Here is a 22,466-nt window from a genome sequence, read left to right as displayed (position 1 = left end):
CCAGCCGGTACAGGGGCTCACCGGACTTCAGGACCGTGCCGGCCGTCGCGGAGTGGGCCGTGACCCGTCCCGCGAGCTCCGCCACGATCTCCGTGCTCGCCTTGTCGGTCTCCACGACCGCGATGACGTCCCCCCGCTCGACCAGGTCACCGACGGCGGCGACCCACTCGATGAGCAGGGCCTCGCCGAGGCCGTGGCCGAAGCTGGGAACGTACATGTCCACCGGGGAGTCGGTCATTTCGTCATCACCAGCACCTCGTCCGTGATCTGCCGCACACCGATCAGGTAGTCCTTCTCGAAATCCGCCGGGGGGTAGGCCCGACGGGCAGGAGCCAGCCGGCGGACCGGAGCGCGCAGGACGCCGAATCCGTGCTCGGCCACGAACGCGGCGATCTCGGCGCCGATGCCGACATCCTTGGACCCCTCGTGCACGATCAGCAGCCGCCCGGTGCCGGCGACGGACTCCATCACCGTGTCCATGTCGAGCGGGGCCACCCAGCGCAGGTCCACCACCTCGACGTCCACGGCGGGGGCGAGGGCGTGCGCCGCCTGCAGCACCTCGTGGGTGACCGCGCCGAAGGTGGCGATCGTCAGGTCGGCGCCGCGCCGCACCACCCGGGCCGCCGTCGGCGACTTCGCGGGCCGGGCGTCCCGGACCGGCGTGTTCCGCCGCCAGTACAGGCGGATCGGCTCGTACATCACCACGGGCGAACCGAGCCGAACCGCGTAGCGCAGGATCTGGTCGGCGTCCTCGCCCGTGGACGGGCATGCCACCGACAGCCCCGGAACACGGGCGAACAACGCCTCGTTGGACTCGCTGTGGTGCTCGACGCCCCGGACGCCGCCGCCGCTCGGGATGCGCACCACCAGGCTCGGGCTGACCTGCCCGTTCCACCGCTCGCCGATCCGGGCCGCCTGGGTCACCAGCTGGTTCACCGCCGGATAGGTGAACCCGTCGAACTGGATCTCGCAGACCGGGACCAGCCCGCTCATCGCCAGACCGACCGCCTGGCCGACGATCGTGGACTCGGCGAGGAGCGAGTCGCGGACCCGGTCCGCTCCGAAGCGGTCCCGCAGGCCCCGGGTCACCCGGAAGACGCCCCCGAGCCGGCCGATGTCCTCGCCGAGCAGCAGCAGGGCGGGCTCCTGGTCGAGCAGGTCGGCGAGGGTCGCGTTGATCGACTCCGCCAGGGGCACGGACGCGCTGCTCATCACGTGTACTCCTTCATCAACTGCTCGCGCAGCACCCGGACTTCGGCGTCGACGCCGTCGAACCACACGGCGTCCACCAGGCCCGTCTGCCGCAGCCGGGCCGCGTAGGCGGTCACCGGGTCCGCCGCTCGGGCCCGGGCGATGTCCTCGCCGGTGCGGTAGATCTCCTGGGCGTCGGAGGTCGAGTGGCCGTGCATGCGTGTCACCTGGATCTCCACGAGCCAGGGCGAGCGCTCCGCGCGGACGTGGGCGGCGGCCCGCGAGCAGGCGGAGAAGACGGTCTCCGGATCCCCGCCCGGGATCCGCACGGCCTCGATCCCGAAGCCCCGGGCGCGCTCGGCCAGCGAGGTGCGCATCTGCTCCCGGGCCGGCTTGGAGATGGCCCAGCCGTTGTTCTGGCAGACGAACAGCACGGAAGCCGACTCGACGGCGGCGAGGTTCATCGCCTCCGACATGTCGCCCTCGCTGGTGGCGCCGTCCCCGATGTACACGACGACGAAGTCCTCGCGGCCCTGCAGCCGTTGCCCGATCGAGTAGCCGACGCCGTGCAGCGTCTGCGCGGCCAGCACCAGGGTGTAGGGGAAGAAGCGCAGGCCGAGCGGGTCCCAGCCGCAGAAGGTCCGGCCGCCCCACTGCGCGACCAGTTCGGCGGGCGTCACACCGCGCAGGAGGGCGACGGCGTGTTCACGGTAGCTGGGGAAGACGGTCGGGTCCGGGCCGACGGCGAGCGCGGAGCCCACCTGGGCGGCCTCCTGCCCCTGGCAGGACAGCCAGAGGTCCAGCGCTCCCTGCTTCTGCAGTTGCCGGGCCTCCTCGTCGACGCCCCTCGCCACCAGCATGTGGCGCAACAGCGACCGCCGCGTGTCGTCGTCTGGATCTGTCGTGTACTCGGATTCTGACGTCAAGTCCGATCACCAGTCGTAGGTCCGTCGAGGGGCTTTCTGGCGTCATGCGTGCGGAACACACCGGAGGGCCTCCCACGGAAAGGGAAACCACACGGCGCGGGCCGGACGCGGAATACCGGTGAAAAGGAGAAACCGGTGCTGGCGCGCAGGTGGGGCGTACGTCGGTGCGTATCCACCCCGGTAGTCGTCCGGTGCGGAATGGTGAAAAGGGAAACCTTCGACCGGCCTTTCTCCAGGACGGTCCCGGTCCGAGGCGAGAAAGGGACCGACCCGGATACGGGTGTGCCCCGACCCGGGCCGCTGATCGGTCATGGTGGCACAAGAACCCCGGCGGATACAGATTGCGGCGGGCGTCCGGGAGGCCGGTGTTCTTCCGCCTTGTGAGGTCGGCGGCCGAGACCTAAGTTGGCGTTGGCATTCCAGGGGCGCTGCGGATGCCGGGATGTCCCGTCGACGGGACGACGCCGATCGGTGAACCCGCCCCTGACCCTTTCCCGAACTCGGCCTGGCGTTTATTCCTGCCGAGTCCCCCGCGACATCTAGGACGGTGGCATGAGCACGAACCCTTTCGATGACGAAGACGGTCGCTTCCACGTGCTGGTCAACGACGAGGACCAGCACTCCCTGTGGCCGGTGTTCGTCGACACGCCGGCGGGCTGGCGGGTGGTCTTCGGCGAGGCGTCCCGGGCCGAGTGCCTGGAGTACGTCGAGCGGAACTGGACGGACCTGCGTCCGAGGAGCCTGCGCGAGGCGATGGCGGAGGGCTGAACTCCGGCCGTACGGACCGCGGTGGGGAGACGACGGTGGGGGAGGGCATCCTGTGACGACGGTGAGCCGGTACACGACGACCATGGCGGGAGCCGGCGGGGGAGGCGCACCGCGTGAGGCGGTGCTGTCCTTCGTCGGCGGACAGGCCACGGTGGGCACGTCGGGGATGACCTTCCCGCAGGGCCTGCCGGAGCGGTCCTGGGAGCGGATCGGGAGCGGCCTGCGCGAACTCACGAACTCCTCGGCGTGGTGGCTCGGCGACTGGCTGATCTACGGGGAGACCACTTACGGGGCGCGGCGTTACCGGGAGGCCGTCGAGCGGACCGGCCTCGACTACCAGACGCTGCGCAACTACGCGTGGGTGGCCCGCCGGTTCGAGCACCACCGCAGGCGGGACAGCCTCAGCTTCGCCCACCACGCGGAGGTCACCAGCCTGCCCCCGCACGAGCAGGACCACTGGCTGCACGAGGCCGACCGGCTCAAGTGGTCGCGCAACGAGCTGCGCAGGGCGCTGCGCGCCGGAGCGGCCGAGCGGCGCGGAGCGGCCGGATCCGCCCCGGGAGGCGTTCTCCCGGCCGCATCCGCCCCGGGCGGCATCCCGCCGGCCGGTGCCGCCCCGGCGGCCGGCGGCGACACGCGCCGCGAGGCGTCCCGGGCCGGCGCCCCGGGTGCCACCGGCGAACCGCGCGGGAAGGTCACCACCCTCACCATCGAACTGTCCGCCGGACAACTGGACCACTACTCGCAGGTGGCAGCCGCGCACGGGCTGCCCGTGGAGCAGTGGGTGACCCGGATGCTCGACGCCGCCGACCGGCGTACCGCCTAGTGGCGCCCGCCACGGCCCCTTCCCCGGTGGCGTGCGGCCGGCCGGACCGGCCGCACGTCCCTCACATCGGAGTCAGTTGATGATCCTTCAGGGCAAGCGGGTCGACCTGCCCCCGGAGCCCGTCGTCCACCGGCGGTTCGAGGCGCACGCCGAGGCCACCCCCGACGCCGTCGCCGTCTTCTGCGCCGGGCGCCGGATGACGTACGCGGAGCTGAACGCGGAGGCGAACAGGTTCGCCCACGTCCTCGTGGCTCGCGGACACGGGCGGGGCGCCAAGGTCGGGATCTGCCTCGACTACTCGATCGACATGCTCGTCGCCGTCCTCGGCACGTTGAAGGCCGGGGCGGCCTACGTGCCGCTCGACCCGGCCTACCCGGCGGCGAGGCTGCGGTTGCTGCTCGGCCAGATCCCGGACCTCGCCCTGATCGTGGCGTCCCCGGCGACGGCCCCGCTGGTCGCGTCGTCCTCCGCCGAGGTCGTCGACCTGCGCCGGCTGCCCGGCCCTCCGGCCGGCCACCCCGACACCGGCCCCGACGTCCGCGTCACCGGGGACGACATCTGCTACGCGGTCTTCACCTCCGGCTCGACCGGGACGCCGAAGCTCACCGCGATCCGGCACGAGGGCTGGTTCAACCTGCTGAACTGGCTGACGGACGAGTACGGACTGCACCGCGGCTCGCACCACCTGGTCGTCAGCGCCTTCGGGTTCGACCTCTCCCAGCGCAGCCTGATGGCTCCGCTCTTCTGCGGCGCCACCCAGCACCTGATGGCGAGCCGGAACGTCGACGTGATGATGGCCTACCGCATGCTGACCGAGCACGACATCCGCGTGGTGCACTGCGCCTCCAGCACGCTGTACCTGCTGGTGGACCGGGAGACCGCGCGGGGCGGAGACGCACTCGCCCGGCTGGACTACCTGCTGTTCGGCGGCGAACCGCTGAAGAGCGAACGGATCGCCGACTGGGCGGCGCGCGAGGGCACCACGTGCACCCTCCTGCACCAGTACGGTGTCGCCGAGTGCACGGACGTCGCGACCTCCTACGACCTCGCCGGGCACCGGCCCGGCGACCGGCACGCCGCTCCGGTGGGCCGGCCCGCGCACAACACGGACATCCTCCTCCTCGACGAGCAACTGCGCGCCGTCGCGCCGGGGGAGAGGGGCGAGATCTGCATCGCCGGGATCGGTGTCGGCGCGGGTTACCTCAACGGCACGGGTCCCGAGTCCGAGCGGTTCACCTCGGCCGAGGTGGACGGCGTGCCGCGCCGGCTGTACCGCACGGGCGACCGCGGCTTCGTGACGGAGGCCGGGGACCTGGTCGTCCTGGGCCGGATCGACGCGCAGGTGAAGGTCCGGGGCATGCGCATCGACCCCGCGGACATCGAGCGGGCGCTCGGCCGGCTGGCCGGGGTGCGGGAAGCCGCGGTGGTGGTCGCTCCCGCGGAGTCGGGCGAGGCCGAACTGACCGCGTTCGTCGTGCCCGAGGGAGACGTCCTCGCCGAGGACGCGGTGCGCGAGGGCCTCCTGCGGTCACTGCCGCGGAACATGGTCCCGGCCCGGTTCATCGGCATTGCGCACATCCCGCTGAGCCCGCACGGCAAGGTCGACCGCGCGGCGCTGCTCGACGCGTTCCGCAACGGCCCCGCCGGCCGCGGCACGGCGGCCTGACCCGCGGACCCGATGACGACGAGGGGAACCCAATGATCACCGACGAGGTGCGCGCCATCTGGTGCCGGGAACTCGGGCGCGACCACATAGCGGACGACCAGAACTTCTTCGCCCTGGGCGGACAGTCCCTGATCATGGCCAGGATCCAGGGCGCGTTCGCCGACGAACTGGGCGTCGAGGTGCCCATGGACCGGCTGTTCCTCAACCCGACGATCGCCTCGGTCTCCGCCTACATCGGGTCCCTGGACTCGATGGCTCCTCCGCATCGGACCTGAGGGGTGGCCGCGTCACCCCGGGTCGACCCGGACCACAGACCGCCTGGCAGGAGAGGCGCCATGTACGACGTGATTGTCATAGGTGCCCGGTGCGCGGGAGCGCCGACGGCCATGCTCTTCGCACGTCAGGGCTATCGGGTCCTGCTCCTGGAGAAGGCGCGCTTCCCGCAGGACACCCTGTCCTCGCACTACATCCACCAGCCCGGTGTGGCCCTGCTGAACCAGTGGGGGCTGCTCGACGAACTGCGCGCGGCGGGCTGCCGCCCGATCGACCACCAGAGCTACGAGGCACCCGGTGTCCGCCTGGACGGCTTCTCGCTGCCGGTCGACGGCCAGCGCACCACCTACGCGCCCCGGCGGTACGTCCTCGACCCGATCCTCGCGCGCGGCGCCGTCGCGGCCGGTGCGGAGTTCCGGGAGTCCTGCGCCGTCACCGACCTGGTCTTCGAGGGCGGCCGGGTCGTCGGCGTGCGGCACACCACGCCCGGCGGGGCCACGGCCACGGAGCGGGCCCGTCTCGTCGTGGGCGCGGACGGCATGCGCTCGCTGGTGGCCCGCAAGGCCGGCGCGCGCAACGTCGTCGAGCACCCGCGGCAGACCTGCACCTACTACAGCTACTGGGCCGGGGTGCCCGCGCACTTCGAGTCCTACGCGCGCCCCGGGCGCTGGATCGGCGTCATCCCGACCAACGACGACCTCACGCTGCTCATGGCCTACTTCCCGCAGGACGAGTTCTCCGGGGTGCGCAAGGCGGTGGAACCCGCCTACCTCGACGCCTTCCGCACCACGGCGCCCGAGCTGTACGAGCGGATGCAGGCGGGCGAGCGCGTGGAGCAGCTGTACGGCACGGGGCACCAGGAGAACTTCTTCCGCAAGGCCCACGGCCCCGGCTGGGCCCTGGTCGGCGACGCGGTGAACCACAAGGACTCCATCACCGCCCGCGGCATCACCGAGGCCTTCCTCCAGGCCCGGACCCTCACCCGGCACATCGGGGACCGGCTCCACGACCCCGAAGCCCTCCAGGCGGCGCTGGAGCGGTACGAGGAAGACCTCGACGAGGACCACACCAGCTTCTACCAGGCCGCCCTGAACGTGGCCGAGCTCAAGCCCGAGGGGCGCACCGACATGCTCCGGAAACTGGTCGGCCACCAGGACCTGATCGACCGGTACTTCTCGACCCTGTCGGGCGCCTGCTCCATCGACGACTTCTACAACACCGACCTGCTGACGCTGCTCGACCAGAGCTGAGTGACGGCTCGCTGCGCGGCGGCCCCGCCGATTTTGGAGAAACAATGATCCCGTTGTCGTTCGCGCAGCGTCGGCTGTGGTTCGTGCACCAGTTCGAGGGTCCGTCGTCGACGTACAACGGCGCCTTCGCCCTGCGGCTGACCGGTGACCTGAACGTGGGCGCTTTGGAGTCGGCGCTCCGCGACCTCGTCGACCGGCACGAGGTCCTGCGCACGGTGATCGCCGAGGACGGCGACGGCGTCCCGCACCAGCGGGTGCTGCCGCCGGAGGCGGCGCCCCTCGCGCTGCCGGTCACCGACGTCGCGCGGGAGGAGGAGCGGACGGCGGCCGTGCGCGACGCGGCCACCGCCCCCTTCGACCTGGCCGCGGACGTCCCCCTGCGCGCCCGGCTGCTGCGGTCCGGGCCGCACGAGCACACCCTGGTGCTCGTCGCCCACCACATCGCGGTGGACGGGGAGTCGTTCGGGCCCCTGTTCCGTGACCTCGCCCTCGCCTACGGTGCCCGTCGCGAGGGCCGGGCCCCGGCGTGGGAGCCGCTCGCCGTGCAGTACGCGGACTACACGCTGTGGCAGCGGGACGTGCTCGGCGACGAGTCGGACCCCGGCAGCCTGGCCGCCCGCCAACTGGAGTACTGGCGGCGGGCGCTGGCCGATCTGCGGCAGCCGCTGGCCCTGCCCACCGACCGCCCCCGCCCCAAGGCCGTCGGTCCGCACGGCGACGTGATCCGGTTCACCGTGGACCCCGAGCTGCTCCGGTCCGTCGAGCGGCTGGCCACGGAGCAGGGCACCACCGTGTCGATGGTCATGCACGCGGCGCTCGCGGTCCTCCTGCACCACCTCGGCTGCGGCGACGACATCCCGATCGGCGCACCGATCGCCGGCCGCACCGACGAGGACCTGCGAGACCTCGTCGGCTTCTTCGTCAACACCTGGGTGCTGCGCGTCGACCTGTCCGGCGACCCCGCCTTCCGCGACCTGCTGGAGCGGGTACGGGACACCTCCCTCGCCGCCTACGACAACCAGGACGTGCCGTTCGAGCGGCTCGTGGAACTGCTCAACCCCGAACGCTCCGCCGCCTACAACCCCTTCTTCCAGGTCATGCTCTCCTGGCAGCCGCCCGTGCCGGACCTGGAACTGCCCGGCCTCGGCGTCCGGGCCGAGCGGCTGGAGACGGCGACGGCCAAGTTCGACCTGTTCTTCGACATGCTCCCGGACGGCACGGGCGGGGCGGGATGCCGCCTGGAGTACGCCACCGACCTGTTCGACGCCGGCACGGCCGAGTCCGTCGCGCACCGCTTCGTCCGCGTCCTGCGGCGTCTCGTGGCCGACCCGGGGCAGCGCGTCGGCGGACTGGACGTGCTCGACCCGGCCGAACGGGACCTGCTGCTGGTCCGGCTCAACGACACGGCGACCGCAGTGCCGGAGGTGACCGTCCCGGGCCTGTTCGAGCGGCAGGTGGCCCGTACCCCGAACGCCCCGGCCGTCGTGTGCGACGACCGGACGCTGACCTACCGGGAGCTCGACGACCGGGCCGACGGCATCGCCCGTGAACTCGCCCGGCGCGGCGCCGGACCCGATCAGCTGGTGGTCCTGGCCCTGCCGCGCACCGAGGACCTGGTCGCCGGTCTGCTCGGCATCCTCAAGTCCGGCGCCGGCTACCTGCCCATGGACCCCCGGCACCTCGGCGGGCGGGCCGCGACCGTACTGGCCGAGGCACGCCCCCGGTTCGTCGTCACGGACACCGCGACGGCGGCCGCCCTGCCGCCCCACGCCATGGCGGTCGTCGACCTCGACCGCCGCGCGGAGTGGGACGCGACCGGTCCGGCACCGTGCCGGACCGGCACGCCGCTCCCGGACAACCTGGCGTACGTGATGTACACCTCCGGCTCCACGGGCACGCCGAAGGGAGCGGCCGTCACCCACCGCAACGTCGTCAACGGCGTGCGGGCCCTGGCCCGTGTGCTGGACGCGCCGGCCGGCTTCCGGATGCTGGCCGGCACCTCGGTCAACTTCGACGTCTCCGTCTTCGAGTTGCTGTCCACCCTGACCACCGGCGGCACGGCCGAGATCGTGCCGGACGTGCCGGCCCTCTTCGAGCGCGGCGGCTGGGACGGCCAGGTGATCAGCGCGGTGCCGTCGGTCCTCGCGGAACTGGTCGGCCGGCTGGACCGGATGAGCGGCGTGCGCACCGTCGTCCTCGCGGGCGACGTCCTCCCCGCCGCCCTCGTCGGCCAGGTGCGCGAGGCCCTGCCCGGCGTGCAGGTGGTGAACTCCTACGGCCAGAGCGAGAGCTTCTACGCCACGACGTTCTCCCTCACCGCGTCCGAACCGGTGCCGCAGGGCGATGTCACCCCCATCGGCACGCCCCTGGACAACATGCGCGCCTACGTCCTCGGCCCCGGGCTCGCCCCGGTGCCGCGGGGCGTGACCGGGGAGCTGTACGTGGTGGGGACCTGCCTCGGCCGCGGCTACCACGGCCGCCCCGGCATGACGGCCGAGCGGTACGTGGCGAGCCCGTTCGGCCCGCCGGGCGAGCGGATGTACCGCACGGGCGACCTGGCCCGCTGGAACGCGCGCGGAGAGCTGGAGTGCCTGGGCCGGGCCGACGGCCAGGTGAAGGTGCGCGGCTTCCGCATCGAGACCGCCGAGGTCGAGGCCGCGTGCCTGCAGCACCCGGGGATCAGCCAGGCGGTGGTGATCAGCAGGGAGGCGCCGTCGGGCGGGCGGCGGCTCGTCGCGTACGTGGTGCACACCGGCGAGGGAGCCGTCGGCGACGACGGCGCCGGCGGCATCGGGGACGTGGACGTGATGGCCGGAGCCTCACCCGCCGAGCTGCGCCGGTTCGTCGCGGCCCGGCTGCCCGACTACATGGTGCCGTCGGCCTTCGTGGCGCTCGGCCGGATGCCGCTCGGCCCCACCGGCAAGCTGGACCGCTCCGCGCTGCCCGAACCGGAGTTCACCGGGGAGACCTACCGGGAGCCGCGCACCGAGGCCGAGGCCGTCATCACGGCCGCGTACGCCGACGTGCTCGGGGTGGAACGAGTCGGTGCCGACGACGACTTCTTCGCGGTGGGCGGGGACAGCCTGCGGTCCATCCAGGTGGTGGCGCGGGCCCGGGCCCGCGGCCTGGACCTCACCACGCGGGAGATCTTCGAGTGCCGCACGGCGGCCCGCCTCGCCGAGGCGGCCTCCGCCCGCCGCGACCGCACCCCCGCTCTCGCCGAGGACGAGGACGGCGGCATCGGGCCGATGCCCCTGCCCCCGGTGGCCCGGCACGTCTTCGAACACGGCGGCGGCATCGACCGGTTCGCCATGGCGATGACGCTCGAACTGCCCGCCGGCATCGACGAGCACGGGCTCGCCGCGACGCTCGACGCCGTGCTCGACCGGCACGATCTGTTGCGCGCGCGGCTGGTGCGCGGCCCCGAACCCGCCCTCCTGGCCCGCCCCAGGGGGACCGTACGGGCGGCGGACCTGATCCACCGGGTGCCCTGCGACGGCCGCTGGGACGAGCCGGCCGCGCTGCGGGCGGCCAGGGCGGAGCTGGACGCGGCGGCCGGGCGCCTCGATGCGGAGGCCGGGATCCTGGTGGACGCCGTCTGGTTCGCCGCCCCGTCGGGAGCCGGCAGGCTGCTGCTGGTCGTGCACCACCTGGTGGTGGACGGCGTCTCCTGGCGCATCCTCATGGCGGACCTCGCCGAGGCGTGGCAGCGGATCCGGGCCGGCCGCACCCCCGCCCTGCCCGAGGTCGGCACGTCCGCCCGGCGCTGGGCGGCGGCGCTTCAGGAGGAGGCGTACTCCGAGCGGCGGGAGGCGGAACTCCCGTACTGGCTGGACCTGCTGGAGACGCCCGACCCGCCGCTCGGCACCCGGCCCTTCGACCCGGCGGTGGACGTGATGGCCACCGTCGACACCGTGCGCGTGGAGCTGCCCGCCGAGGTCACCGAGGCGGTCCTGACCACCCTGCCCGCGGTGTACCGGGGCACCGCCACCGACGTGCTGCTCGCGGCGCTGGCCCTGGCGGTGGACCGCTGGCGCGGCGTGGACCGCCCCACGCCGGTCCGGCTGGAGGGACACGGCCGCGAGACGGAACTCGTCCCGGGAGCCGACCTCTCGCGGACCGTCGGGTGGTTCACCAGCATGCACCCGGCCCGGATCGACGTGAGCGCAGTGGACTGGGCCGAGGCGCTGGCGGGCGGCCCCGCGGCCGGGGCCGCGATCAAGCGGGTCAAGGAGCAGCTGCGCGCCGTACCCGACAAGGGCATGGGATACGGGCTGCTGCGCCACCTCAACACCGACACCGCCGATCAGCTCTCCGGATACCCGGTACCGCAGATCGGGTTCAACTACCTCGGCCGGATCTCCGGCGCCGACGTGCCCGAGGAACTGCGCGCGGACGGCTGGGGCCCGTCGCCCTGGTCCACCGAGCTGGTCCCGGCACCCGACCCGGACCTGCCCGCGCTGTCCGTGCTGGAGGTCAACTCGGTCGCCACGGACGGTGCCGACGGCCCGCGGCTGCAGACCGCCTTCATGTTCGCCACGGGCGTGCTGTCCCGTGACCGGGCCGCGGAGCTGGCCCGGTTGTGGGTCGACGTGCTGCACGGCATGGCCGGGCACGCCACCCGCCCCGAGGCCGGCGGTCTCACCCCCGCCGACGCACCGCTGGTCGCGGTGGGACAGGACGAGATCGAGACCTGGGAACGGCGCTACGGGCGGCTCGCCGAGGTGTGGCCGCAGGCCCCGGGACAGTCCGGCATCCAGTTCCAGGCCGCGCTCGCCGACGGCTCCTTCGACGTCTACCACATGCAGTTCGTGCTGCACCTGTCCGGCCGGGTGGATCCGGAGCGCGTGCGCGCCGCCGGACAGGCCCTGCTCGACCGTTACCCGAACCTGCGGTCGGCGTTCCTCACCGCCGCCGGGGGCGATCCCGTGCAGGTCGTGCCGGAACACGTCCGGCTGCCCTGGCGGCACATCGACCTGACCGGCCGGGACGCCGCCGGCACGGACGCGGCACTGGACCGGGTCCTCGCCGAGGACCGGGCCGACCGTCTCGACCCCGCCCGCCCCCCGCTGTTCCGCCTCGCCCTGCTGACCTGCGGGCCGGCCCAGGCCAAGCTGATCATCACCGCCCACCACACCCTGTTCGACGGCTGGTCCTCCCCGGTGGTGATCACGGACCTGGTCCGGCTCTACGCCGGCACCGAGGAACTCGCCCCGGTCCGCAGCTACGGCGACTACCTGACGTGGCTGTCCAGCCGGGACCGGGAGGCGGCGGCCGCCGGATGGGCCGCGGCGCTCGACGGGTTCGACCAGCCGACCCTCGTCGCCCCCAACGCCCCGCTCCAGCAGGACGTGTCCGCCCTCGGCCGCATCGAGGTGCCCCTGTCCATCGACAAGGGCCGCGGACTCGCCCGGCGCGCCGCGCAGCTCGGCGTCACCCTCAACACCCTCCTCCAGGGCGCCTGGGGCCTCCTGCTGGCCACGCTCACCGGGCAGCAGGACGTGGTGTTCGGAGCCGCCGTCAACGGCCGCCCGGCGGACGTGCCGGGCTCGGACGGCATGGTCGGCCTGTTCATCAACACCCTGCCGACCCGGGTGACGATCCGGCCGGACCGCAGCGTGGGCGACCTCGTCTCCGACCTGCAGGACCGGCAGACCGCGCTGCTCGACCACCACCACCTCGGCCTCGCCGACATCCAGCGCGGCTCCGGGCTGCCCGCCCTGTTCGACACGATCGTCGTCTTCGAGAACTACCCCGTCGACCGCGAGGGCATCGTCGACGCCAACCTCGCGGCCGGCTTCACCATCGACGCCATCCGCCCCTTCGCCGGCTCCCACTACCCCCTCACCCTCAACGCCTCCGACCCCTACCTGCGGCTCTCCCTCGACTACCAGAACAACCTCTACGACCGCGCGGACGCCGAGGTGATCGCCGCCCGGCTGGTCCGGATCCTCGACCAGCTGCACGACGATCCGACGCTGCCGGTGAGTGCGGTGGAGGTGCTGTCGGCTCGGGAGCGGGAGTGGTTGGTGCGGGGGGTGAACGACACGGCGGTCCCCGTGGAGCCGGGGACGCTGCCGGGCGCGTTCGAGGCGCAGGTGGCGCGTGATCCGGATCGGGTGGCGGTGATCGCGGAGGGGGAGTCGCTGACCTACGGGGAGTTCAACCGGCGGGCGAACCGGTTGGCGCACTGGCTGGTGGAGCGGGGTGCGGGGCCGGAGCGGCTGGTGGCGGTGCGGGTGCCGCGGTCGGTGGATCTGCTGGTGGCGGTGTACGCGGTGGTGAAGGCGGGGGCGGCGTACGTGCCGTTGGACGTCGATCTGCCGGAGGACCGGGTGCGGCATGTGCTGGACGGTGCGCGGCCGTTGCTGGTGCTGGAGGGGGAGCTGCCGGACGTGTCGGGGTATCCCGAGGGGAATCCGGTGCGGGGGCTGCTGCCGGATCACGCGGCGTATGTGATCTACACGTCGGGTTCGACCGGTGGTCCCAAGGGGGTGCCGGTGGCGCATCGGTCGATCATGAACCGGATCCGGTGGGGCCTGGACCACTTCGACGTCGGCGTCGAGGACCGGGTGCTGCTGAGCACGTCGGCGAGCTTCGACGTGTCGGTGCCGGAACTCTTCGCGCCGCTGCAGGCCGGCGCGGCGGTGGTGGTCTCGCGCCCCGACGGGCGCCGGGACCCCGCCTACCTGGCCGAGCTGATCCAGCGCGAGCGGGTGACCGGCGCCGACTTCGTGCCGTCCCTGCTGGCCGCCTTCGTCGCCGAACCGCTGGCCAAGCAGTGCACCAGCCTGCGCTGGATCGAGGTCGCCGGAGAGGCCTTCCCGGCCGAACTCGCCAACCGCTTCACCGAACTGCTGCCCGGCTGCTCCGCCCACAACCTCTACGGGCCCACCGAGGCGTCGGTGGAGGTCACCGGATGGCAGCACGTCCCCGGCGCCGACCGGGTGCCGATCGGCGCCCCGATCTGGAACACCCAGGTCTACGTCCTGGACCCGATGCTGCGCCCCGTCCCGCCGGGCGTCGCCGGCGACTTCTACCTCGCCGGAGCCGGACTGGCCCGCGGCTACCTGGGACAGACCCCGCTGACCGCGCAGCGGTTCGTGGCCTGCCCCTGGGGCGCACCGGGCACGCGCATGTACCGCACCGGTGACGTCGCCCGGTGGAACGAGGACGGCCAGGTCGAGTACCTCGGCCGCAGCGACTTCCAGGTCAAGGTCCGCGGCTTCCGCATCGAACTGGGCGAGGTGGAGGCCGCGCTGACCGCGCACCCCGGCGTCGCCGGCGCGGTCGTCGTGGTCCGTGAGGACCGCGCCGGCGACCAGCGGCTGGTCGGGTACGTCGTACCGGCCGGCGGGAGCGACCCGTCCGCCTTCGACACCGAGGCCCTCACCGGCCTGGCGCGGGAGCGCCTGCCGGAGTACATGGTCCCCTCCGCGATCGTCCCGCTCGCCGCGTTCCCCGCGACACCGAGCGGGAAGCTCGACCGCGGTGCCCTGCCCGCGCCCGGCCACACCGAGGCCCCGGCCGGACGAGGACCGCGCACCCCCGACGAGGAGGTCCTCTGCCGGCTCTTCGCCGACCTGCTCGGCGTGGACGAGGTCGGCGTCGACGCCGACTTCTTCGACCAGGGCGGGCACTCACTGCTGGCCACCCGCCTGGTCGGCCGCATCCGTACCGAGTTCGACGTCGACGTGAAGGTCACCACGGTGTTCCGCAATCCGACCGTCGCCCAGCTGGCGGACCGGATCCGGAAGCTGACCCGGTCGAGCCGTCCCCGACTGCGCCAGATGACCGTAGAGGAGAACCGTCGATGATCCCGCTGTCCTTCGCCCAGCGCCGGCTCTGGTTCCTGCACCGGCTGGAAGGCCCCTCCGCGACCTACAACATCCCGTTCGTGCTGCGTCTGGAGGGCCCACTGGACACCGCGGCGCTGGCCGCCGCGGTGACGGACGTCGTCACCCGCCACGAGAGCCTGCGCACCCTGATCGTCGAGCACGCCGACGGCACGCCCGAACAGCGCATCCTGCCCCCCGAGGAAGCCGCCTTCCCCTTCCGGGTCACCGACGTCGCCGCGGACGCGGTGGACGACGCCCTGCACGAGGCGGTGAGCGCGGGATTCCGCCTGGACGCCGAACCGCCCCTGCGCGTCACCGTCCTGCGCGTCTCGCCCGAGGAGCACGTGCTGGTCTTCGTCTTCCACCACATCGCCGCGGACGGGGCGTCCATGGCGCCCTTCCTGCGGGACCTGGTCACCGCGTTCACCGCGCGCCGCCGGGGCGCCCCGCCCGACTGGGCCCCGCTCGCGGTGCAGTACAAGGACTACACGCTGTGGCAGCGGCAGATGCTGGGCGACGCGGACGACCCGGACAGCGTCGTGGCCGAGCAACTCGCCTACTGGCACAAGGAGCTGGACGGTGTGCCCCAGCCGGTGCAGCTGCCGCTGGACCGGCCCCGGCCGACGGCGGCCGACCACCGCGGCGGCCACGTCGACATCGCGCTCGACGCGGACCTGCTCGCCGGGATCAGGAAGGTGGCCGCCGACCGCGGAGCCACGGCCCCGATGGTCGCCCAGGCCGCGCTCGCCGTCCTCCTGCACCACCTCGGCGCCGGACCCGACCTGACCATCGGCAGCCCCATCGAGGGCCGCGCCGACGAGCAACTGGAGGACCTCGTCGGGTTCTTCGCCAACACCTGGGTGCTGCGCGCCGACCTGTCGGGCAACCCCGCCTTCGCCGACCTGCTGGACCGGGTACGGGACCGGGCCCTGGCCGCCTACGACCACCAGGACGTCCCCTTCGAGCACCTGGTGGAACTGCTCGACCCGGACCGCACCACCGCCTACCAGCCGCTGTTCCAGGTGATGCTGGCCTGGCAGTTCGGCTGGTCGGACGTCGAACTGCCGGGCCTGCGGGTCACTCCCGTCCCGGTCGGCACCGGCACCGCCAAGTTCGACCTGTTCTTCAACATCGTCCCGGACCCCTCCGGAGGCGCCCGCGGACGCCTGGAGTACGCGACGCACCTGTTCGACCACACCACGGCCGAGAGCCTCGTCGAGCGGTACGTACGGGTGCTGCGGCAGGTGGTCGGCGATCTTGGGACGCGGCTCGGCGCGACGGACGTGCTCACCGGCGCCGAGCGGGACCGGCTGACCCGCCCGGTCGAGCCGGTGCGGCCTCAGGACCTGGCGACGCTGCCGGAACTGGTCGCCGCCCAGGCCGCACGGACCCCGGACGCGACCGCGGTGGTGTCCGGCCGCACCGCGCTGACCTACCGGGAGCTCCAGACCCGAGCCGCCCGGCTGGCGGCGCTCCTGCGTGACGACGGGGTCGGTCCGGACGTGCTGGTGGCCGTGGCGCTGCCGCGCACGGCGGACCTGGTGGTCGCCCTCCTCGGGGTGCTCAAGGCGGGCGGCGCCTACCTGCCGGTCGACCCGGACTACCCCGCCGAGCGGGTCGCCCTCCTGCTCGACACCGCCCGGCCCGCCCTGGTACTGACCGACCGCGCCACCGAGGCGGCCGTCGCGGGCTGCCGGCCACCGGTGCTGCGCCTCGACGACCTGGACCTCGACGGCCCCGCCCCCGGCACGCCGGACGTCCACGTCTCACCCGACCACCTCGCCTACGTGATGTTCACGTCCGGATCGACCGGGACGCCCAAGGGCGTCGGCGTCACCCACGCCTGCGTCGTGCGCGCGGTCGCGGACCTGCGCCGGGTGACCGGCGTCCGGGAGGGCTCCCGGATGCTCGCCGCGACCTCCGTGAACTTCGACGTCTCCGTGTTCGAGACGTTCACCGCGCTCACCACCGGGGCGTGCGTCGACCTCGTCCACGACGTGCTCGAACTCGGCACGCGCGACGGCTGGTCCGGCACCACCGTCAGCGCCGTGCCTGCGGTCTTCTCCGCGCTGCTCGACCAGATCGCCGCCGACGGCGTCGCGCTGCACGCGGACACCGTCGTCTTCGCCGGGGAGGCCCTCTCCGCCGACCTGGTCCACCGTGCGCGCGAGGCCCTGCCCGGGGTCCGCGTCGTCAACGCCTACGGCCAGACCGAGAGCTTCTACGCCTCCACCCACACCGTCCCGCCGCGCTCCGAGGCGAGCGGCGCGGTACCGGTCGGCCGGCCCCTGTCCCACATGCGTGCCTACGTCCTGGGCCCCGAACTCGCCCCCGTCGCCCCCGGCGTGACCGGCGAGCTGTACGTCGCGGGGCTGCTCGCCCGCGGCTACCACCGCGCCGGCGCGGCCACCGCGGAACGGTTCGTCGCCTGTCCCTTCGGCCCCGCCGGGACGCGCATGTACCGCACCGGCGACCTCGCCCGGTGGGACCGCGACGGCCTGCTGCACTACGCGGGGCGGGCCGACACCCAGGTCAAGGTGAACGGCATCAGGGTCGAGCCGACCGAGATCGAGACCGTGCTCGCCCGGCACCCCGCGGTCGCCCGCGCCGTGGTGACGGCCCGCGAGGACCCCACCGGCGCCAGACGGCTCGTCGGCTACGTGACCCGGGCGGCGGCCGGGGACGGCGACGAGCGGACCGGCTCCCCCTTCCCGGTGGCCGGCCTGCGCCGGTACGCCGCCCGGCGGCTGCCGGACTACATGGTCCCCGCCCACCTCGTGGTGCTGGACGAACTCCCGCTGACCGCCAACGGGAAGGTCGACCGGGGCGCCCTGCCGGAGCCGCAGTTCGGCGGCGGCGAGTACCGGGCGCCACGCAACGCCACCGAACAGGTCCTGGCCGAGGTCTACGCCGACGTGCTCGGCGTTTCGCGCGTGGGCCTGGACGACGACTTCTTCACCACCGGCGGCGACAGCATCCGCTCCATCCAGGTCGTCGCCCGGGCCCGGACGCGCGGCGTCACGGTCAGCACCCGCGAGGTGTTCGAGCACCGCACGGTGGCCCGCCTCGCGGAACTGGTCGGGGAGCGCGGCGACGAGGACCGCGTGGTCCTGGCCGAACTGCCCGGCGGCGCGCTCGGACCGGCCCCGCTGCCGCCCACCGCGGCGCACGTGCTGGCCCTCGGCGGCGGCCTCGGCCGCTTCTGCATGTCCGCACTGGTCACCCTGCCCCCGGACATCGACCGCGCGGGACTCGTCGCGACCGTCCGGGCGGTCCTCGACCGCCACGCCGTCCTGCGCTCCCGGCTCGACCGGGAGGGACCCGGACTGCTGATCGGGCCCGCCGACGGCGTCGACGCCGACGCGCTGGTGCGGGAGACGGCCTACGACGCGGCCGGGGTGCAGGCCGAACTGGACGCGGCCGCCGACCGGCTGGACCCGGACGCGGGCGTGATGGCGCAGTTCGTGCACCTCACCTCCGCCACCGACGGCGACCGGCTGCTGATCGTGCTGCACCACCTGGTCGTCGACGGCGTCTCGTGGCGGATCCTGCTGCCCGACCTGGTGGCCGCCTGGCAGGCCGTGCGCGAGGGCCGCGCCCTGCCGCCGGCCCCGGCGGGTACCTCCCTGCGCCGGTGGACGCACGCCCTGGCCGAGGAGGCCGCCGCCCCCGCACGGGTCGCCGAACTGCCCGTGTGGCAGGAGATCCTGAGCGCGGACGAACCGGTCCTCGGGACACGGGAGCCGGACCCCGCGCGCGATGTCGCCGCCACCGTGGACACCGTGCGCGTCCAGGTGCCGGCGCACGTCACACGGGCCCTGCTCGACACGGTGCCCGAGCTGTTCCGCGGCGGGCCCGACGACGGTCTGCTGGCCGCGCTGGCCCTGGCCCTGGCGCGCCGGCGGCAGACGCGGGGCGGCGGCTCGGCGGCGCTGGTACGGCTGGAGGGGCACGGCCGGGAGGAGCACCTGGTCCCCGGCGCGGACCTGTCCGGCACCGTCGGCTGGTTCACGGCCATGTACCCGGTGCGCCTCGACCTGGCCGGCATCGACCTGGCGGACGCCTTCGCCGCCGGCCCGGCCGCCGGGCAGGCCGTCAAGGCCGTCAAGGAGCAACTGCGCGGTGTGCCGGACCACGGCCTGGGCTACGGTCTGCTGCGCCACCTCAACCCGCGCACCGCCGTCGAACTGGCCGGGCTGCGCGAACCGCAGATCGGCTTCAACTACCTGGGCAGGTCCTCCGGCGCGGACCTCCCCGAGGACCTGCGCGGCCTGGGCTGGGCCCCGGACACCACGCACCCGGACCTGATCGCCGCACCGGACCCGGACATGCCGGTGCTGTCGGCGCTGGAGATCAACGTGGTCGCCGGCGCCACCCCCGACGGCGACGAACTCACCGCCTACTTCGCCTTCCCCACGGGCGTGCTCACCCGGGACGAGGTGACCGAACTGGCCGGGCTGTGGGTCGAGGCCCTGACCGCCCTGGCCCGGCACGTCACGCGCCCCGGCGCCGGCGGGCTGACCCCGAGCGACGCGCCCCTGGTCACCGTGGACCAGACGGAGATCGACGCCTGGGAGGCACGCTACGGACGGCTCGCCGCGGTGTGGCCGGCCACCCCGGCGCAGTCCGGGATCCTCTTCCAGGCGACCCTGGCCGGTGCCTCGTTCGACCCCTACCACATCCAGCTGGTGTTCCACCTGTCCGGAGAGGTCGACCCCGACCGGATGCGCCGGGCCGGACAGGCGCTGCTGGACCGCCACCCCGGCCTGCGCGCGGCGTTCGCCGACCGCGCCGACGGCGACGCCGTGCAGGTGGTCCCGGCCGCGGTGACCCTGCCGTGGCAGCACCTGGACCTGACCGGAGCCGAACAAGCCGAGCGCACCGAGGTGTTCGAGCGGTTCCTGGAGGAGGACCGCACCCGGTACTTCGACCCGGACACGCCGCCCCTGCTGCGGCTGGCCCTCGCCGTCCTCGACCCCGCCCGGCCCGAACTCGTCCTGACCGCCCACCACGCGCTGTACGACGGCTGGTCCACCCCCCTGCTCATGCGGGACCTGCTGCTGCTCTACGCCTCCGACGGCGACCCGTCCGCACTGCCCGCCACACGCGACCCCGGCCACTTCCTCGGCTGGCTCGCCCGGCAGGACCGGGACGCGGCGGCACGGGCCTGGGCGGACGAACTCGACGGCGTCGAGGAGCCGACCCTGCTCACCGCCGGCACGTCCGGCGCCGACGACGGCAGCCGCGGCCAGGTCGACGTCACCCTCACGCCCGGGGAGGCACGCGCGCTGACCCGCCGCGCCACCGAGCTCGGCCTCACCCTCAACACCCTGGTCCAGGGCGCCTGGGGGCTGCTGCTCGGGCAGCTGACCGGCCGCCAGGACGTGGTGTTCGGCACCACCGTCTCCGGCCGCCCGCCCGCGGTGCCGGACGTCGAGTCGATGGTCGGCATGTTCATCAACACCGTCCCCGTGCGGGTGACGTACGGGCCCGGGGAGAGCGTGGCCGCCCTCCTCACCCGGCTGCAGCAGCGGCAGGCCGCACTGGTCGAGCACCACTTCCACGGGCTCGCGGAGATCCAGCGGGCCACCGGCCTGCAGTCGCTCTTCGACACCCTGTTCGTCTTCGAGTCGTACCCCGTCGACCGGGCGGGCCTGAGCGCCGCCACCGACGCCGCGGGCGGCATCTCCTACACGGGCCTGCGCCCGTCCGCGGGCAACCACTACCCGCTGTGCCTGCTGGCGGCGGCCGACCCGCACCTGCAGCTCACCTTCCAGTACGCACCGGGCGTCTTCGACCGCGGCGCGGTGGAGACGTATGCGGCCCGCCTCGCCCGAGTGCTGCGGCAGCTGGCCGCCGACCCCGGGCTGAGGGTCGCGCAGATCGACACCCTGGGACCGGGCGAGCGCGAGCGCGTCCTCGCCCTCTTCGCCGACGAGGCCGTCCCGCCCGCGCACGACACGATCACCGCGCGCGTCGAGGCACAGGTGGCGCGGACCCCCGACGCGGTCGCCGTGCGCGCCGGCGGCGACACGCTGACCTACGCCGAGCTGGACGCCCGCGCCGAGCGGCTCGCGGCCGGGCTGGCCGGGCGCGGGATCGGCCCGGAGAGCGTGGTGGGCGTGGTCCTGCCGCGCACCGTGGACGCGGTGGTGGCCCTGCTGGGCGTACTCAAGGCGGGCGGTGCCTACCTGCCCGTCGACCCGGCCTACGCCACCGCCCGCCTGCGGCACGTCCTGCCCGGCGCCCGGCCCGAGTTGCTCCTGGCGGACGAGGAGACCCGCGCGCTCGTCCCCGCCACGGACATCCCCGTCGTCCTCCTCGGCGACCTCGTGCTCCCGGCCGCGACGCCGGGCACCGCGGCCGCACCCCGGCCCGCGGCCCGGCCCGACCACCTCGCCTACGTCGTCTACACCTCCGGCTCCACCGGCGTGCCCAAGGGCGTCGCCGTCACCCACCTGACGGTCGTCAACGCCGTGGACACCATGGTCGCGCAGGCCGGAGCCGGACACGGGGCCCGGATCCTGGTCGCCGCGTCCTTCGGTTTCGACGTCGCCACCTTCGAGACGTTCGCCGCGCTCACCACGGGCGGCAGCGCCGAGATCGTCCGCGACGTGCTGGAACTGGCCGAACGCGACCACTGGGACGTCGACGTCGTCTGCTCGGTGCCGTCGGCCTTCGCCGAGCTCGTCGACCAGCTGCCCGGCCGCATCGACCCCACGGCCCTGAACATCTCCGGTGAGGTGCTGACACCGGCCCTGGCGGCGCGCGTGCGCTCCCTGTGGCCCGATGCGCGCGTCATCAACAGCTACGGGCCCAGCGAGACCTTCTACGCCACCAGTCACCTCCTGGACCCCGACGAGCCCTACCCGGGCGGGGTTCCCGTCGGCCGCCCCTTCCCCGGTGTCCGGGCCTACGTGCTGAGCCCCGCCCTCGCCCTGCTGCCCCCGGGCACCCCGGGCGAGCTGTACCTGGCCGGGGCGGGACGCGGCTACCACCGCCAGCCCGGCATGACCGCCGACCGTTTCGTCGCCGATCCCTTCGGGCCGCCCGGCTCCCGCATGTACCGCACCGGTGACCTCGCCCGCCTCACCGCGGACGGGGAACTGGACCACCTCGGGCGCATCGACACCCAGGTCAAGATCCGCGGCTACCGCATCGAACCGGGCGAGGTCGAAGCCGCCCTGACGGCCCACCCCGGCGTCGCCCAGGCCGCCGTCGTGCCCCGGCAGGCCGGCGGCACCCGGTACCTGGCCGCCTACGTGGTCCCCGCCCCGGGCGGGAGCGCCCCGGACCCGGCCGGACTGCAACGCCACCTCGCGGAGCGGCTGCCGGACTACATGGTGCCCGCCGCGTACGTGCCGCTCGACCGGCTGCCCCTGTCGCCCAACGGCAAGCTCGACACCAAGGCCCTGCCCGTCCCCGACCTCACCCCGACCACCCCCTTCCGGGCACCCCGCAGCGCCCGGGAGACGGCACTGGCCGGGCTGTTCGCCGAAGTGCTGGGCGTCGGCCGGGTCGGCATCGACGACAACTTCTTCACGCTCGGCGGGCACTCCCTGCTCGCCACCCGGCTGATCAGCCGGGCACGCGCCGAGTTGGGGACCGAGATACCCATCCGCAAGATCTTCGACCTGCCGACCGTGTCCGCGCTCGCCGCGTGGTCCGAGGAGTCGGCCGTACCCCTTCGCCCCAATCTCCGCCAGATGACCGTCGAGGAGTGAGACC

10 protein-coding genes are annotated in these 22,466 nt (G+C 73.8%); 7 read left to right on the top strand and 3 right to left on the bottom strand.

The window, feature by feature from the left end; genetic code table 11:
- The 3 genes from RIN80_RS11340 to RIN80_RS11330 form a co-directional block, all read right to left on the bottom strand.
- On the bottom strand, positions 1-238 hold a 238-nt coding region (locus RIN80_RS11340; protein WP_309095419.1), incomplete at its 3' end, for a lipoyl domain-containing protein.
- Complete coding sequence (locus tag RIN80_RS11335) at positions 235-1,212, bottom strand: transketolase C-terminal domain-containing protein (RefSeq protein ID WP_309095418.1); 978 nt, start codon at positions 1,210-1,212, stop codon at positions 235-237. The genes RIN80_RS11335 and RIN80_RS11340, both read right to left, overlap by 4 nt.
- Positions 1,212-2,117, bottom strand: coding sequence for a thiamine pyrophosphate-dependent enzyme (locus RIN80_RS11330; protein ID WP_309095417.1), 906 nt, complete (start codon positions 2,115-2,117; stop codon positions 1,212-1,214). The genes RIN80_RS11335 and RIN80_RS11330 overlap by 1 nt, the downstream gene beginning before the upstream one ends.
- A gap of 552 nt (positions 2,118-2,669) precedes the next feature.
- Between RIN80_RS11330 and RIN80_RS11325 the strand changes: the two genes are divergently transcribed.
- The 7 genes from RIN80_RS11325 (at position 2,670) to RIN80_RS11295 (ending at position 22,462) form a co-directional block, all read left to right on the top strand.
- Positions 2,670-2,885 (top strand): MbtH family protein, encoded by a 216-nt coding sequence (locus RIN80_RS11325; protein ID WP_094055121.1) that lies wholly within the window; start codon positions 2,670-2,672, stop codon positions 2,883-2,885.
- Positions 2,886-2,937: 52 nt separating this feature from the next.
- Complete coding sequence (locus RIN80_RS11320) at positions 2,938-3,711, top strand: LmbU family transcriptional regulator (protein WP_309095416.1); 774 nt, start codon at positions 2,938-2,940, stop codon at positions 3,709-3,711.
- Between the two features lie 79 nt (positions 3,712-3,790).
- Positions 3,791-5,377, top strand: coding sequence for an amino acid adenylation domain-containing protein (locus RIN80_RS11315; protein WP_309095415.1), 1,587 nt, complete (start codon positions 3,791-3,793; stop codon positions 5,375-5,377).
- Positions 5,378-5,409: 32 nt separating this feature from the next.
- Positions 5,410-5,652, top strand: coding sequence for an acyl carrier protein (locus tag RIN80_RS11310; protein WP_309095414.1), 243 nt, complete (start codon positions 5,410-5,412; stop codon positions 5,650-5,652).
- Positions 5,653-5,712: 60 nt separating this feature from the next.
- A complete protein-coding gene (locus tag RIN80_RS11305) occupies positions 5,713-6,900 on the top strand; it encodes an NAD(P)/FAD-dependent oxidoreductase (protein WP_309095413.1) in 1,188 nt (395 codons plus the stop codon).
- Positions 6,901-6,944: 44 nt separating this feature from the next.
- Positions 6,945-14,717 carry a non-ribosomal peptide synthetase gene (locus RIN80_RS11300; RefSeq protein ID WP_309095412.1) on the top strand — a complete coding sequence of 2,591 codons (7,773 nt, stop codon included), beginning with the start codon at positions 6,945-6,947 and terminating at the stop codon, positions 14,715-14,717.
- Entirely contained in the window at positions 14,714-22,462 is a 7,749-nt protein-coding gene (locus tag RIN80_RS11295) for a non-ribosomal peptide synthetase (protein ID WP_309095411.1), read from the top strand. The genes RIN80_RS11300 and RIN80_RS11295 overlap by 4 nt, the downstream gene beginning before the upstream one ends.
- Positions 22,463-22,466 lie beyond the last annotated feature (4 nt).

The sequence above is a fragment of the Streptomyces sp. genome (assembly GCF_031181705.1).
Lineage (GTDB): Bacteria > Actinomycetota > Actinomycetes > Streptomycetales > Streptomycetaceae > Streptomyces.
Note: the sequence above shows the minus strand (reverse complement) of the source record. Positions and strands in the feature narration are given on the sequence as shown.